Origin of the sequence: Bacteroides coprosuis, assembly GCF_020741705.1 — a bacterium.
Lineage (GTDB): Bacteria > Bacteroidota > Bacteroidia > Bacteroidales > Bacteroidaceae > Bacteroides_E > Bacteroides_E coprosuis.
Genome location: NZ_DYYK01000105.1, coordinates 1 through 15,565, shown reverse-complemented (window position 1 = coordinate 15,565; position 15,565 = coordinate 1). Strand labels below are relative to the sequence as shown.

Genomic DNA, 15,565 nt, shown 5'->3' with positions numbered 1-15,565 from the left:
AAGAATTGTATTTTATTGTACAACACCCTATACAGTATATTCTATATTAGCCACCAATCCATTAATGAACAAAATAAAAGATCAGAGTTTAAAAACACTTTTGGCTATATGAAAAACATATTCAATTTCAGAAATGCAATTTTAGGAACACTTGGAACGGTTAGTTTGACAGCTTGTGCATCGCAACCTACTCAACAACAAAACTCACCCAATGTTATTTATGTATTTCCTGATCAGTTTAGAAATCATGCACTCTCTTTTTGGGGAGAAGAAGGATTCTCTAACCATGTAAACTTTACACCCGATCCAACACACACACCAGTTCTTAATAAGTTTGCGAAAGAATCTGTTGTGCTAACTTCTGCAATGAGCAACTTTCCCTTGAGCAGTCCTCATAGAGGAATGTTATTAACAGGAATGTATCCCGATGGCAGTGGTATAACACTCAATTGCAATAGTGAACGTCCCTTCTCTTCTCTTAGACAAGATATCGAAACCATCAGTGATGTTTATTTTAAAGCAGGATATGATTGTGGATACATTGGCAAATTACATGCCGAACATCCAACACCAAATGATCCCGACAGACCAGGGAAATATGTTGAAGACAGAATACCCGCTTGGGATGCATACACTATACCCGAAAATAGACACCATTTTAATTATTGGTATAGCTATGGAACCTTTGATGTACATAAAGAACCTCATTACTGGGATACTGAAGGCAATCGACATGAAATAAAGGAGTGGTCACCCAAGCATGAGGCTGATAAAGCAATAGAGTATATTTCAAATGCAAATAATACCAGAGATCCAAACAAACCCTTCTTTTTGATGGTGGGAATGAATCCTCCTCATAGTCCATATCACTCTCTTGAAGATGTGATGGAAGAAGATTATAACTTATATAAAGACGTCGATATTGATAGCTTACTAATAAGACCCAATGCAGATAAAAATTTGCCTAAAGCTAAAGAAGCAACCCCCTACTATTTTGCATCTGTTACTGGTGTAGATAGAGAGTTCGGGCGAATCTTAGCAGAATTAGAAAAGCAAGGATTAACAGAAAATACGATTGTTGTATTTGCCTCTGATCACGGCGAAACCATGTGTAGTCAAGGAACAGATGACCCTAAAAACTCTCCTTACACAGAATCTATGAATATTCCTTTTATTGTTCGTTATCCAGGTAAGTTGAATCCTCATGTTGATAATCTGTTGATGTCCTCCCCAGATATTATGCCAACATTACTAGGACTAAGTGGACTTGACGATCTAATTCCAACTCATCTAGATGGACGTAACTTCGCTCCTCTATTTTTTGAGAAAGAAAACAATATCGAACGTCCTAAGGGTGCTATTTATATACAAAACATCAATGGAGACAAGGATGAAAACGGTCTAGTTAAAAACTATTTTCCATCTGCAAGAGGAATTAAAACAGCCGATTATACACTTGCTTTATTTATTAATAAGCAAGACAAAGCGTTAAGTAGAGTCCTCCTATTTGATGATAAAAATGACCCTTATCAACTAAATAATTTAGATAGAAAAGAGAACAAAGAGTTATTCAATCAACTTTGTCAACAATTAGCAGAACTTCTTAAAGAAACAGATGATAGATGGTATCAAGAAAGAATCTTATCTGATATTATCCCTTACAATTAATAAGTTTAATTTATTGATACTCTCAACACTAACTAAAACACCATGATAAATCATACCCTCATCAATAGAGTAATTTGTATTCTACTAATTGCTTTGACAGGTTCAACAACCTATTCTCAAGTTTTAAAACACGAAAGGTTAATCTCTTTTGAAGAGTCCTCCGACTTGAAAAATATAACCTACACAAATTCTTCCGTTGCACTCTCTAGTGATAAATATAAAGATGGGGAAAAATCACTGATGTGGAGTTTTCAGCCCAATGCTAGTTTACACTTGAAGAAAGACTTGCATTTCGAGCCTAAAGATTCAACGGGTAAAGACACCTATCTTTCTACCCTATCTATGTGGGTGTACAATACCAAAGCCAATAATAGTGCTATGAAGTTTTCTTTTCTAAAAAGAGGAAAGAAATGCTCAAGCTTTGCAATGAATATGAACTTTACAGGTTGGAGACCTATATATGTTTCTTATGAAAGAGATATGGAAGGTACACCTCAAATAGGTATGGACGAAATTAAAATAGAAGCACCAGAAGAAAGTGGGAAAGTCTATTTTGATTTATTAATTACTGCAGCAAAAGTAGATCACAGACATCACACACCTGATAAACAACTACCTTTTCTAAATAAAGGAATTCAAAACCATTGGTTAATTCTTCTTCAAAATGATGAAATAGCTCCAGACCCTGCTCTCTATTCGAGCAGGGTCTCAGAATCTGAGATCACAGATATAGCTATCATGGAAGATAGACTTAGAACTCTCTTATTTACTCCAGTTACTGTAAATCAAAAAAAGATAGAAGCTCTTCAAAAAGAATTTGAAGAGTATGCTATTGTCAGAGACAATAATACAATAAAAGGCCGTTCAATGTTTTTTGCTCGTTGGGCTGAAACCTTTGAAAGACTCATGCCCGATTGGCATAAGAATACGTATGTAAAAAGAGGACAAGAGTACCAAAAGTACTTTAACCTAATGAATAAATTAGCTATAAACTACAACAGCTCGGACAATACCGAATACAAAGAAACTTTAGCTAAACTATTTTTACTTATGTATGACCATGCAACAGATCAAGGAGTTGCTTATGGTAGCGGATTAGGAAATGCAAGCCACTATGGATATAGCTTTAGAGGACTATTTACCTCTTATTTCTTAATGAAAGATGTTCTTGCAAAAAATGGGCGTTTAGAAGAAGCTATGAAAACGTTACAATGGTATGGTCAAACCAATGAGATCTTTATTCGCCCTATAAAAGACGGTATTGATATGGACGCTTTTAATACGCTCTCTATGGGTAGAATATGTAGTATTTTAATCATGGAAAACTCTCCATCTAAAGTACAATATATAAAAGCATTTAGCCGATGGATTGATACAGGTTGTAAACCATCACCTGGTCTTGACGGAGCATTCAAAGCCGATGGTGGTGCCTTTCATCACAGAAACAACTACCCAGCTTATGCTGTAGGAGGCTTGAATGGGGCTACAAATATGCTTTATATATTGAGTAGAACTTCTTTTGCTGTTTCGGAACTAGGACATAATACCGTTAAAAACGTATTATTAACAATGAGATTCTATTGCAACACTACTCATTTCCCTCTATCCATGTCGGGCAGACACCCCGATGGTAAGGGAGAATTAGTCCCCACGCACTTTGCCAGAATGGCTATTGCTGGTACACCTGACGGCAAACAAGAATTAGACAAAGAAATGGCAGCTGCCTATCTAAGACTAATTAATGAGAGTATGAATGCTGAAAAACAAGAATACATGCCCAAAACCAATAATAAAGAGACCTTAGAGTTCATCCGTTTATTTAATAATGCCGGAATTGAAGCAGAAAAAGATCCTCAAGGTAATTTGGCACTTGGATATGGATGTGTATCGGTTCAGAGAAGAAGTAATTGGTCGGCGGTAGTGAGAGGTCATTCCAGATACTTGTGGGCAGCAGAACATTACTTAGGAGCCAACTTATATGGACGCTACCTAGCTCATGGGAGTATGCAAATAATGACCGCACAGCCTGAAGAAAGAGTATCTCCTCAAACGAGTGGTTGGGAACAACCAGGATTCAACTGGGCAAGAATACCAGGGACTACTGCCATACACTTGCCTATAGAACAAATGAAAGCTAATGTACTTAACGTAGATAAGTTTTCAGGTTTTGAAGAAATGTTATTCTCAGACGAAGCTTTTGCGGGTGGATTGTCTCATCATAGAAACAATGGTAATTTTGGAATGAAGCTACACGAACATGACAAATACAATGGGTCTCATAAGGCTCGCAAATCATACCATTTCTTCAATGATAAAATAGTTTGTCTGGGTTCAGATATAGAAAACAACAATGCAAACTATAACACAGAAACAACTATATTTCAATTAACAGGTAGTGACTCTCTATTTAAGGATTATTGGAACAGTCAAGACCCAAGCCAAAGATACTGGATTGACCATTTAGGCACAGGTTATTTTATTCCGAAGAAAGAAGGAAATAACCTTATTTTTGAGAAAAACTGGATCCAAAAGTCAAGATATCAAAACTCAGGAAAAGAGTCTGAAGGAAGCTGGGTTAATCTTATAATTGACCATGGAAAATCACCTATTCACCAAGAATATGAATATGTAGTTTTACCTCAAACTAAAATCAAATCAAATCAATCCAAAAAAATAGCATCTTCATATCAAGTTCTACAAAAAAACAAGTCAGCACATATTGTAATGGATAATCAAACCCATACAACTTCATTTGTATTTTTTGAAGCCCCCCAACAACCGATATCCTCAACTATAAAATCTGTAGATGCCCCTTGTTTGCTTATGGTAGAAGAAAACAAAGACCTACTAGATATAACAGTGAGCAATCCTGATTTAGCCCTGTATCAAGGAGCTTCTGATGAAATATATGATCATTCAGGTAAAAGAATCGAAAGAAGCATCTATTCAAGACCATGGATTGGAAATGAGAGTAAAACCGTGCCTGTTCATATTACTCTTGAAGGAAAATGGATGATCCTAAACAATAACGGATATATAAATATAACTATTAAAAATAATCACACTTATATAAAGTTTAATTGTAAAGATGCTGCAAGTATCAATGTCGAATTACAACGGTTGAAGAAGTAAATTTATTTTAGTTCGGATTACCTATTTTTTAGGAAGAGGGTGCAAATAAGTACCCTCTTTTTTTCTTAGCTAATCGATACTGAGAAGACTCTCCCGTTGAAACTTTTAATTATTTTCACTAAGGTAAGAATAGATCATGACACCGACATGACAACTACATGTCGGTGTCATGATCTATTCTTGTCGGTGTCAAAAAAGAGATGTACAAATGAAAAAAACACTCCTTTTAATATTGCTTTTTATTAGTCACTATTCTTCAGCAGAAGAACTAATAAAACATCCAAGACTATTGTCTTTTGAAAAAGAAATACCCTCTTTCATCCTTTCTAATAATTCAAAGCTCTCTCTATCTGCTGATCACTTTAGAGATGGAGAAAATTCTTTATTATGGGAGTTTACTCCAAAGTCTGAATTAATTATTCATAAGAATATCGAGTATGAAAAAACACCTCTAGGAAGTTCTCATATTTCAACTTTCTCAACATGGATTTATAATGAGACACCCTTACAACAATCTCTTGTATTCCAGTTTTACAAAGACGATCAAGAATGCTGCTCCTTTCAATACAACCTCAACTTTACAGGATGGCGAGCCGCTTATGTAGCTTATGATAGAGATATGAAAGGCACACCACAATCGGGGATGAATAAAATAGTTATTACCGCACCCCAAAAATCAGGAAGAGTATTTTTTGATATGCTTTTAACGGCATCCAAAGTAGATAAAAGACATCATACACCCGATATACAACAGCCATTTGTTAATAAAGGAGTAACGAATCATTGGCAAGTGATGCTCGAAAAATCCAAAATAAAAGCAGACACGACATTCCTTTCTCCCATTTCAAACAAAGACAAACATTTTATAAATGTTATGGAAGGACGATTGAAGGAAATTATTACTAAACCTACTAAAATAACAGATTCAAAAATTGAACAACTAAAAGAAAAACTAGCAAAATACGCAATACAAAGGAAAAACAACCAGATTACAGGACTACCTCTCTTTTATGTATATTACTCTGAGGCATTTGAAAAATTAATCCCCAATTGGAGCAGAAAGTTATTTACGAATAAGGGACAAGAATTTAAAGAGTACTTTGATTTGATGTATCAAATAGCAAGTAGCTATGAATATGCGAACACAGAAGATCAAAAAAAGAACTTAGAAGAGATGTTCCTAGATATGTTCGACTATGCCGAAGATCAAGGAGTATCTTATGGAAGTGGATTAGGTAATGCAAGTCATTATGGATATAGTTTCAGAGGCTATTTCTCTTCATGCTTTTTAATGAAAGATGTCCTTTTGAGGCACAATCGGCTAGACAAAGCCTATCATGCCCTTCAATGGTATGCACAAACCAATGAGGTATTTAGTGAACCAACAATAAATGGACAAGATATGGATGCCTTTAACACCTTGGCACTAGCAAAAATTTGCAGTATTCTCCTTATGGATGACTCCGATGAGAAACTTCAATATATTAGGGCTTATGGTAGATGGATAGATACTGGTTGCAAACCGGCTCCTGGTTTACGAGGCTCATTCAAAGTAGATGGTGGTGCATTCCATCATGTAAACCATTATCCTGCTTATGCAGTAGGTGGTTTAGGAGGAGCTGTAGATATGATTTACATATATCACCAAACACCTTATGCCATTTCAGAAGAAGGACATTCTACTATTAAAAGAGTACTGCTCAATATGCGCTTCTATTGTAATCAAAATCATTTCCCTCTAGCATTGTCGGGAAGACATCCAGATGGCAAAGGCACATTAGAGGCTATACAGTATGGAAGACTTGCTATGTCGGGAACACCAGATGGCAAGCAGAACATAGATACAAAAATGGCTTCTGCCTATTTGAGATTAATAAAAGGAGATAAGAACCAAAATAACTATGACAACAAAAAACTAAAGAAGTATTTCACATCAATGAATATAAGTGAAGAAGCTCACCCAGAAGGCAACTTAACTATGGGCTATGCTTCTATTACTGCACATAGAAGAGCTAATTGGCTAGCTATAGCTAAAGGGTTCTCAAGATACTTTTGGGCGGCAGAACATTATGCCCATGAGAATTTATTTGGTAGATATCTATCCTATGGATCGCTACAAATCTTAACAGCTAAGGACTCAAGTATAGTTTCTCCAAAAACAAGTGGATGGATAGAAGAAGGTTTCGACTGGGCTAGAGTTCCTGGAGCAACAGCCATAAAACTCCCTATAGAAAAGATGAGAGCAGCAAAAAACAAATCAGAACTTTTGCTCTCAGATGAAAGCTTTGTTGGAGGGATAACGCAAGAAGACTCAAACGGAGCGTATGCCATTAAACTTCATGAGCATGGAAGATATGAAGGCAGCCATAGAGCACGAAAATCATATCATTTTTTTGATAATAGAATTATTTGTTTGGGTTCGAATATCGAAAATGAAAACTCAGAGTACCATACAGAAACAACTATCTTTCAATTGGCTATTTTAAATAAAGGAGACTTCTCTTATTGGGAAAAGCACACTAGGTTTAAAAGCCGATGGATAGATCATTTGGGAACTGCCTATTATATCTCTCCACAAACTACAGAAAAGCTAGTGTTTGAAAAGAGTTATCCTCAAAAATCTAAGCTCAATACAGGAAAATTATCACAAGGGGACTGGATAAACCTTACAATTGATCATGGGATATCTCCGAATGGAGAGACCTATGAATATGTTATTATTCCACAAGCAACCCAAAAAGAGTTGGATACTATAGAAGATTCTTACGAAGTACTTCAAAAAGATAAAAATGCTCATATCGTAAAAGATTTAAAATCAAAGACAACCTCTTTTGTGTTTTTTGAAACCCCAAAATCAATTCCTAGTAAAATCCTACTCTCTGTTGACACTACAGGTTTAGTCATGCTAAAAGAAAACAAGAAATCGATATCACTAACGGTTTCTAACCCTGATCTCGCTTTTTATAAAGGAGAATCACAGATTTTAAAAGATAAAAATGGTCGACAGCAGATGATCAATCCTTATGCTGTACCCTGGAAAGACAATGAAAGCCAAGAGATGCCTATAACGATACGATTAAAAGGCAAGTGGTATCCATCTCAAATTTCAGATAGTATTATTATAACACACTATAAAGATGAAACAATCCTAGTTTTCAAATGCAAACACGCTTTCAGTTATAATGTAACTCTATCTAAACAAAAATAAATATTCAATACAAAATGAGAGGTTCATTTTAAGAATAAAAGAGTAAAATCATTGTTTATTAAAGGATAATGCTTTCCTTTGCTCTGGATAGATGAAGTTCTAATTCATCGATTTACATATAACACGGTTTTACTTCTCGTCATAATATAACGCTTTGTAATTGCTCTGTTCGGTTAATCTTTCTATTATTTGAATCATCTATCAAAGTGTTATTTTTTAATTTATTTATATTTTTCATTATGAACATTTATGTAGGAAACCTTAACTACCGTGTTAGGGAAGATCAACTACAAGAAGTTATGGAAGACTTTGGCGTAGTAAACTCAGTTAAACTTATTTTAGATCGCGAAACTGGCCGCTCAAAAGGCTTTGCTTTTGTTGAAATGGACAATGACGATGATGCAGATCGCGCTATTAAAGAACTTAACGGAGCTGAATTCGAAGGTAGAACTATGGTAGTAAAAGAAGCTAGACCAAGAGCTTAACCCTAGAATAAAATATGAAAAGGAGGATATAGAGTCCTCCTTTTTTTTACATAAAAAAGGCCGACAAATTTGCCGACCTTCTCTTTTATCTTATTCTAATTATTCTTCTTCTCGCTGAAACTCCTTCTTTCTGAAAACAAAGCTTGTACTCAAGTACTTCTCACGAACAATTTTATTTTCTGCAAGTTCTTCTGGTTGACCTTGGAATAATATTTTACCCTCAAAGAGCAAATAAGCTCTATCTGTAATACTCAATGTTTCTTGAACATTATGATCGGTTATCAATATTCCTATATTTTTATCTTTAAGCTTCCATACTATTTGCTGAATATCTTCAACAGCTATTGGGTCAACACCAGCAAAGGGTTCATCTAGCATAATAAACTTAGGACTAATAGCCAGACATCTTGCAATCTCAGTACGACGCCTTTCTCCACCCGATAGTTGATTCCCCTTATTCTTCCTAACCTTCTGAAGTCTGAATTCAGAAATAAGATTTTCCAACTTATCCTTTTGATATTCAGAAGAAGTATTCGTCATCTCCAATACAGAAGCAATATTATCTTCTACACTCATCTGTCTAAAAACAGATGCCTCCTGAGCCAAATAGCCAATACCAGCTCGAGCTCTTTTGTACACAGGATAATCAGTGATATCTAAATCATTTAAAAAAATACGACCAGAGTTAGGCGTAATCAAACCTACTGTCATATAAAACGATGTGGTTTTACCTGCACCGTTTGGCCCAAGTAACCCTACAATTTCTCCTTGCTTTACATTTATCGATACTTGATTTACCACAGTACGTTTTCCGTATTTTTTCACCAGATTTTCCGTACGTAGTACCATCCTAGCCTCTTCCATATATCAGTGATTTTGGTGCAAATGTAGTGAAAATAAGATGAAATGATGTACATTTGTCTACAAATTAAACTAGGTATGCATAAAGTATTAACGGTAATTGGAAAGTATATACTCCTCATGAAGAGAACTTTCTCAAGACCAGAAAGAATGCGTATGTTCTTTAAATCATACATCAAAGAGATCGAGCAACTTGGTGTAAATTCTATAGGCATCGTACTTCTTATCTCTTTCTTTATTGGAGCTGTAATAACGATTCAAATTAAACTAAATATTGAAAGTGCATGGATGCCCCGATGGACTGTGGGATACGTAACTAGAGAAATTTTATTACTAGAGTTCTCGTCAGCTATTATGTGTTTAATACTTGCAGGGAAAGTAGGATCCAATATTGCCTCTGAAATTGGCACAATGCGTGTAACCCAGCAAATTGATGCACTAGAAATTATGGGTGTAAATCCTGCAAGCTTCCTTATACTTCCTAAGATAACAGCGATGATGACTGTTATTCCTGCTCTAGTAGTTTTTAGTATAGTATCTGGTATCGTAGGAGCTTTTGCGACCTGCTGGTTTGGAGGTATTATGACGGCTACAGATTTAGAGTATGGACTTCAATATAATTTTGCCGAAGATTTTATTTGGGCAGGCATTATTAAATCCCTCTTCTTTGCTTTCATTATAGCGAGTGTTTCCGCTTTTTTCGGATACACCGTAAAAGGAGGTTCTACAGATGTAGGTAAAGCATCTACAGACTCCGTAGTAATTAGTAGTGTGTTAATTTTATTTGCAGATTTAATACTTACTCAACTTTTAATGGGATGATAGAAATAGCAAACTTATATAAGTCTTTTGGAGATAAAGAGGTTCTAAAGAACATCACCTTCACATTTGAAGAAGGAAAATCAAACTTAATCATAGGTCAAAGTGGATCAGGTAAAACAGTATTAATGAAATGTATTGTTGGATTACTTGAGCCGACAAGTGGAGAAATATTATACGACGGAGTAGATTTTCTAACTATTAACAAGAGAGCAAAAAAGCAACTTAGGGAAAAGATGGGTATGATTTTTCAAAGTGCTGCCTTATTTGACTCAATGACTGTGATGGATAATGTAATGTTCCCCCTAAATATGTTCTCCGATGAAACTTATAGGGATAGAGCAAAAAGAGCTATGTTCTGTTTAGACAGAGTCAATCTTCTAGACGCAAGAAACAAGTATCCAGGAGAAATAAGTGGTGGAATGCAAAAACGTGTCGCTATAGCTAGAGCCATTGCTTTAAATCCTAAGTATCTCTTCTGCGATGAACCCAACTCTGGACTAGACCCGAAAACTTCTCTCGTTATTGATGAACTTATTCATGGCATAACTTTGGAGTATAACATGACTACAATCATTAATACACACGACATGAACTCAGTTATGGGTATAGGAGATAAAATTATGTATATCTACCAAGGAGAAACCGAATGGCACGGAACCAAAGAAGAGATATTAAACTCAGAAAACAAGAGATTAAATGACTTCGTTTTTGCCTCAGATTTATTTAAGAAAGTGAGAGAAACAGAAGTAAATGAACAAAAAAAGGTTGACTTATAAAGTCAACCTTTTTTATTATTTCTGTCTGATGAAAACATTTATTGGATTGCCTGAAAGCTTCCATTTGCTTCTCATCTTATTCTCTAAAAATCTACGATATGGTTCTTTTATATATTGAGGCAAATTAGCGAAATACACAAAAGAAGGAACAGATGTATTAGGTAATTGAGTTACATACTTTATTTTAATATACTTACCTTTTACAGATGGTGGAGGATATGCCTCTATCAGTGGAAGCATTTCTTCATTTAACCTAGCTGTAGGTATTTTGATATTACGATTCTCATATACTTCACGAGCCTCTTCAAGAACTTTTAAAATTCTTTGTTTAGTTAAAGCAGACACAAATACAATTGGAAAATCTGTAAAAGGAGCAAAACGATTACGAATAGCATCTTCAAATGTTTTCATAACCTTAGCACTCTTATCTTCTACTAAATCCCACTTATTCACAACTACAACTAATCCTTTGTTATTTCTCTGTATTAAAGAATAAATGTTCAAGTCTTGACCTTCTACTCCTCGAGTAGCATCAATCATTAGTATACAAACATCAGCACCCTCAATAGCTCGGATAGATCGTATTACTGAGTAATATTCTAAGTCTTCAGTAACTTTCCCCTTTTTACGGATACCAGCAGTATCGACTAAGTAGAAATCAAAACCGAATTTATTATATCTTGTATAAATTGAATCTCTGGTAGTACCAGCAATCTCAGTTACTATATTTCTATCATGCCCAATAAAAGCATTTACAATAGAAGACTTCCCTGCATTTGGTCTACCGACCACTGCAAAGCGAGGGATATCATCATCTAGAATTTCCTCAACGTCTTTTCTCATATGACTTACTACTGCATCAAGTAATTCACCTGTTCCACTACCAGACATAGCAGAAATACAATAAGGATCACCTAATCCAAGCTTATAAAACTCTGCAGCATTATATTGTAAATCAAAGTTATCTGTTTTATTCGAAGCCATTATTACAGGCTTGTCAGTTCTTCTTAAAATAGAAGCAACCTCCATATCCAAGTCTGTAACACCATTTTTAACATCTACAACAAAAAGGATGATGTCAGCTTCATCAACAGCCAGCATTACTTGCTTTCTTATTTCTTCTTCAAAAACATCATCTGAGTTGACTACCCATCCACCAGTATCAACTACAGAGAACTCTTTACCAAGCCACTCTGCTTTACCATATTGTCGATCTCTAGTTGTACCAGCTTCATCGTTTACGATAGCTCTACGGGTTTTAGTTAAACGATTAAATAATGTAGACTTACCTACATTTGGACGCCCAACTATTGCAACTAAATTTCTCATAGTTTAATCGAATTATTCGACAATTGATGTCGAGTTATTATTATTTTAATCTTGTTGATAACCAAAGTTCTTCAATTCTTTGTCAGAGCTACGCCAATCCTTTTCTACTTTCACAAAAGTTTCTAAGAATATCTTTTTATTAAAGAATTGCTCCAACTCCTTACGTGCTTCTGTAGCTACTTTCTTCAAAGCTTTCCCTTGTTTACCAATTATAATTCCCTTTTGCGAATCACGCTCTACATAGATAACTACAGATATAACAATCTTGTTCTTATCTTCCTTAAAACTTTCAACAACAACCTCTGTTGCATAAGGAATTTCTTTATCGTAATAAAGCAGAATTTTCTCTCTTACTATTTCAGAAACAAAAAAGCGAGCAGGTTTGTCTGTCCATTGATCCTTTTCATAATAAGGTGGGCATTCAGGAATAAGCTCTGTCACTCTTCTTAAAATGTAATCTACATTAAAGTTTGATTTAGCAGAAATAGGTATAATTTCTGCTTTAGGGAGAAGTGTTCCCCAGTTTTCAACTAAAGCAGATAAATCTTCTTGATTACTTAAATCTATCTTATTAATCAAAACAAGAACAGGAACATCTAAGTTTGCAACTTTATCTATAAAATCTGTATGCTTATCTATTTTTTCAACTACATCAGTAACATAAAGCAATACATCAGCATCAGCTAAAGCTGATTGAGAAAACTGCAGCATTGATTCTTGCAGTTTATAATTAGGTTTTACAACTCCTGGGGTATCAGAAAAAACGATCTGAATATCATCAGTGTTATAAATTCCCATAATCCGATGTCTAGTAGTTTGTGCTTTAAATGTAGCAATAGATATACGCTCCCCTAGGAGTTTATTCATCAATGTAGATTTACCCACATTGGGATTGCCCACTATATTTACAAAACCTGCTTTATGTTTCATAATCTCATTGTTTTTTAGACAAAAAAACGCATCGAAAATAAATTAGGATGCGTTTTAATGATATCTTAATATTTAATATGAAGGTAGATACTATTATGCTTCGGAATTATAACCCCATTTAACATAAATAGCTCCCCATGTAAATCCAGCACCAAAAGCAGTGAAAATAATATTATCACCTTTTTTAAGCTGCTTTTCATAATCCCAAACGCATAGAGGGAGTGAAGCTCCACTAGTATTACCGTATTTTTCAATATTAACTAACATCTTTTCACTAGGAAGTTCAAGACGTCTAGCTACAGCATCAATAATACGTAGGTTTGCTTGATGAGGTACTACCCAATCAATATTTGTATTATCTAATTTGTTACGTTCAGCAACTTCAGCACTAATATCAGACATGTTAGATACAGCATATCTAAATACTGTTCTACCTTCTTGATAAATATAATGCATCTTGTTGTCGATTGTAAAATATGAAGGAGGACAAACAGAACCACCCGCCTTCATATGTAAGAAAGGCAGCCCTTTTCCGTCAGTTCTTAGTTTTGAGTCTAAAATACCAAACTCCTCAGTTGTTGGTTCTAGCATAAAAGCAGCTGCACCATCACCAAAAATAGGGCAAGTAGCTCTATCGCTATAGTCAACCATGGATGACATTTTATCAGCGCCAACTATAATAACTTTTTTATAGCGTCCTGATCGGATAAAATTAGCTGCTGTTTCCATTGCATATAGAAAGCCACAACAAGCAGCTTGCAAATCAAAAGCAAAAGCATTTTTAAGACCTAATTTATCACAAATAATAGAAGCGGTAGAAGGGAAGTGATAATCGGGCGTACTTGTCGCAACGATAACTAAATCTATATCATCGGGATTAGAATTAGTTTTTTTCATTAACATGCGTGCAGCTTTTCTAGCCATATAAGCTGTTCCTAAGCCTTCTTCATGTAAGATTCTTCTTTCTTTAACTCCTATTCGAGTCATAATCCACTCGTCGTTGGTATCAACCATTCTAGATATTTCTTCATTATCTAAAACATATTCTGGAACGTATCCTCCAACACCAGTGATTACTGCATTTAGTTTTTCCATTGAACCGAGATTTAATTCATAACCCATATACTGAAAAGCAGCCTAAAAGCTTAAGCTTTTGGGCTGTCTCTGTATATGCTTTACACTCTTAAAAGAGTAATTATAAAGCTGCTTCTTTTTCGATAGCAACCTTGCCTCTGTAATAGCCACATGCACCACATACAGTGTGGTAAACATGCCACTCTCCACAGTTAGGACAAATTGCTAAAGTTGGAGCTACAGCTTTGTCATGAGTTCTTCTTTTCGCAGTTCTTGTTTTTGACTGTCTTCTCTTTGGATGTGCCATTTTATTCTTATTTTAATTATTATTTAATATTTCCTTTAATTTATTCCATCTAGGATCAATATCTTCATCGTCATTGATGTCTTCGGTCTCTTCATCGTTACCGCCAGGTAGCACTGCTAAATGCTCTTGAAGTAAACTCACCATTTCTGAATCACATTCTCCTTCTGGATGTATATGTTGTATTGGAATAGCTAAAACTACTAATTCATACATAGGCCAAGATAAATCAAAAGTTGATACTCCATCTTCCAATGTAAAATCATAGTTCGGGTCGTCCTGTAGAGAGACAAGTTCATCACCTATCTTTACATCCATACCAAAACGCACCTTAAATGAATCAGTAATTTCAATTGATTGCGATAAGTTTCCTAAACATCTATCACAAGGAACGATAACATCTCCATCTATGCTAAACTCAATCAAAAATTCACCTAAGCCAACTCGTTCTACATGTACTACAGCGTTTACTGCACCATTAGACATAGGAGCATCCTCAAATAAAGAAAAGAATGCTTCAGTCAGAGTAAAAGATAAGTCTTGAGGACTATTATCTTTTATATTATCTAAATCTACTATATAGTCTTTGATAGGTTTCACGTGAAAATTATTATATTAAATAGGAATCATACCCATGGTTATGGCATCACTTACATACCATAGTAATACGGATATAATTCGGCTGACAAAGGTACAAATAAATTTTCTTTTATAGTAGCAATATACTTAAATATTCTTTATATCTCGCTGAAACATACACTTATTAACGAATACATAAAGTACGAAATACTATTTTCTAACTCATTAACAAGTAAAAGACATACCTCTCCCAAAATTACTTTCTACTAAATGGTATCAACAAAAAAAGCCTCTAAAGATTACTCTTCAGAGGCTTTTTGTAAAACGGCGACTACCTACTCTCCCACGGTTATGCAGTACCATCGGCGTGACAAGGCTTAACTTCTCTGTTCGGAAT

General features: G+C 35.0%; 12 protein-coding genes and 1 rRNA gene. 6 read left to right on the top strand and 7 right to left on the bottom strand.

Going from position 1 to position 15,565, the window contains the following annotated elements; translation table 11 throughout:
* Positions 1–108 precede the first annotated feature (108 nt).
* The 4 genes from K8V80_RS06100 (at position 109) to K8V80_RS06085 (ending at position 8,493) form a co-directional block, all read left to right on the top strand.
* On the top strand, positions 109–1,668 hold the full coding sequence (locus K8V80_RS06100) for a sulfatase family protein (protein ID WP_276776139.1): 1,560 nt from the start codon (positions 109–111) through the stop codon (positions 1,666–1,668).
* Positions 1,669–1,710: 42 nt separating this feature from the next.
* Positions 1,711–4,800 (top strand): chondroitinase family polysaccharide lyase, encoded by a 3,090-nt coding sequence (locus tag K8V80_RS06095; protein ID WP_276776137.1) that lies wholly within the window; start codon positions 1,711–1,713, stop codon positions 4,798–4,800.
* 208 nt (positions 4,801–5,008) lie between these two features.
* Positions 5,009–8,008, top strand: coding sequence for a chondroitinase family polysaccharide lyase (locus tag K8V80_RS06090; protein ID WP_276776135.1), 3,000 nt, complete (start codon positions 5,009–5,011; stop codon positions 8,006–8,008).
* A 239-nt stretch (positions 8,009–8,247) separates the two neighbouring features.
* Entirely contained in the window at positions 8,248–8,493 is a 246-nt protein-coding gene (locus K8V80_RS06085; RefSeq protein WP_276776132.1) for an RNA recognition motif domain-containing protein, read from the top strand.
* Positions 8,494–8,592: 99 nt separating this feature from the next.
* On the opposite strand, the gene lptB is transcribed toward K8V80_RS06085, so the two are convergent.
* Entirely contained in the window at positions 8,593–9,357 is a 765-nt protein-coding gene (gene lptB / locus K8V80_RS06080; RefSeq protein ID WP_276776129.1) for an LPS export ABC transporter ATP-binding protein, read from the bottom strand.
* A gap of 75 nt (positions 9,358–9,432) precedes the next feature.
* On the opposite strand from lptB, the gene K8V80_RS06075 reads away from it, so the two are divergent.
* Together K8V80_RS06075 and K8V80_RS06070 are read left to right on the top strand one after the other, a co-directional pair.
* Positions 9,433–10,176: an MlaE family ABC transporter permease gene (locus tag K8V80_RS06075; RefSeq protein WP_276776160.1), complete on the top strand. Its 744-nt coding sequence runs from the start codon at positions 9,433–9,435 to the stop codon at positions 10,174–10,176.
* Complete coding sequence (locus K8V80_RS06070) at positions 10,173–10,952, top strand: ABC transporter ATP-binding protein (protein ID WP_276776127.1); 780 nt, start codon at positions 10,173–10,175, stop codon at positions 10,950–10,952. The genes K8V80_RS06075 and K8V80_RS06070 overlap by 4 nt, the downstream gene beginning before the upstream one ends.
* 15 nt (positions 10,953–10,967) lie before the next feature.
* On the opposite strand, the gene der is transcribed toward K8V80_RS06070, so the two are convergent.
* The 6 genes from der to rrf all read right to left on the bottom strand — a co-directional run.
* Entirely contained in the window at positions 10,968–12,281 is a 1,314-nt protein-coding gene (gene der, locus K8V80_RS06065) for a ribosome biogenesis GTPase Der (protein WP_276776124.1), read from the bottom strand.
* Between the two features lie 45 nt (positions 12,282–12,326).
* Complete coding sequence (gene era, locus K8V80_RS06060) at positions 12,327–13,211, bottom strand: GTPase Era (RefSeq protein WP_276776122.1); 885 nt, start codon at positions 13,209–13,211, stop codon at positions 12,327–12,329.
* Positions 13,212–13,304: 93 nt separating this feature from the next.
* Positions 13,305–14,306 carry a beta-ketoacyl-ACP synthase III gene (locus K8V80_RS06055; protein ID WP_276776118.1) on the bottom strand — a complete coding sequence of 334 codons (1,002 nt, stop codon included), beginning with the start codon at positions 14,304–14,306 and terminating at the stop codon, positions 13,305–13,307.
* A 100-nt stretch (positions 14,307–14,406) separates the two neighbouring features.
* Entirely contained in the window at positions 14,407–14,592 is a 186-nt protein-coding gene (gene rpmF, locus K8V80_RS06050) for a 50S ribosomal protein L32 (protein ID WP_276776115.1), read from the bottom strand.
* Between the two features lie 12 nt (positions 14,593–14,604).
* Positions 14,605–15,189 (bottom strand): YceD family protein, encoded by a 585-nt coding sequence (locus K8V80_RS06045; RefSeq protein WP_276776112.1) that lies wholly within the window; start codon positions 15,187–15,189, stop codon positions 14,605–14,607.
* Between the two features lie 301 nt (positions 15,190–15,490).
* A 5S ribosomal RNA gene (rrf, locus tag K8V80_RS12050) occupies positions 15,491–15,565 on the bottom strand; the annotation flags it as partial.

Coding starts and splice junctions, on each gene's coding strand:
- era (WP_276776122.1), bottom strand. CDS start 13,211: ATGAAACATAAAGCAGGTTTTGTAAATATAGTGGGCAATCCCAATGTG.
- lptB (WP_276776129.1), bottom strand. CDS start 9,357: ATGGAAGAGGCTAGGATGGTACTACGTACGGAAAATCTGGTGAAAAAA.
- K8V80_RS06085 (WP_276776132.1), top strand. CDS start 8,248: ATGAACATTTATGTAGGAAACCTTAACTACCGTGTTAGGGAAGATCAA.
- K8V80_RS06090 (WP_276776135.1), top strand. CDS start 5,009: ATGAAAAAAACACTCCTTTTAATATTGCTTTTTATTAGTCACTATTCT.
- K8V80_RS06100 (WP_276776139.1), top strand. CDS start 109: ATGAAAAACATATTCAATTTCAGAAATGCAATTTTAGGAACACTTGGA.
- K8V80_RS06095 (WP_276776137.1), top strand. CDS start 1,711: ATGATAAATCATACCCTCATCAATAGAGTAATTTGTATTCTACTAATT.
- K8V80_RS06055 (WP_276776118.1), bottom strand. CDS start 14,306: ATGGAAAAACTAAATGCAGTAATCACTGGTGTTGGAGGATACGTTCCA.
- K8V80_RS06070 (WP_276776127.1), top strand. CDS start 10,173: ATGATAGAAATAGCAAACTTATATAAGTCTTTTGGAGATAAAGAGGTT.
- K8V80_RS06075 (WP_276776160.1), top strand. CDS start 9,433: ATGCATAAAGTATTAACGGTAATTGGAAAGTATATACTCCTCATGAAG.
- der (WP_276776124.1), bottom strand. CDS start 12,281: ATGAGAAATTTAGTTGCAATAGTTGGGCGTCCAAATGTAGGTAAGTCT.
- rpmF (WP_276776115.1), bottom strand. CDS start 14,592: ATGGCACATCCAAAGAGAAGACAGTCAAAAACAAGAACTGCGAAAAGA.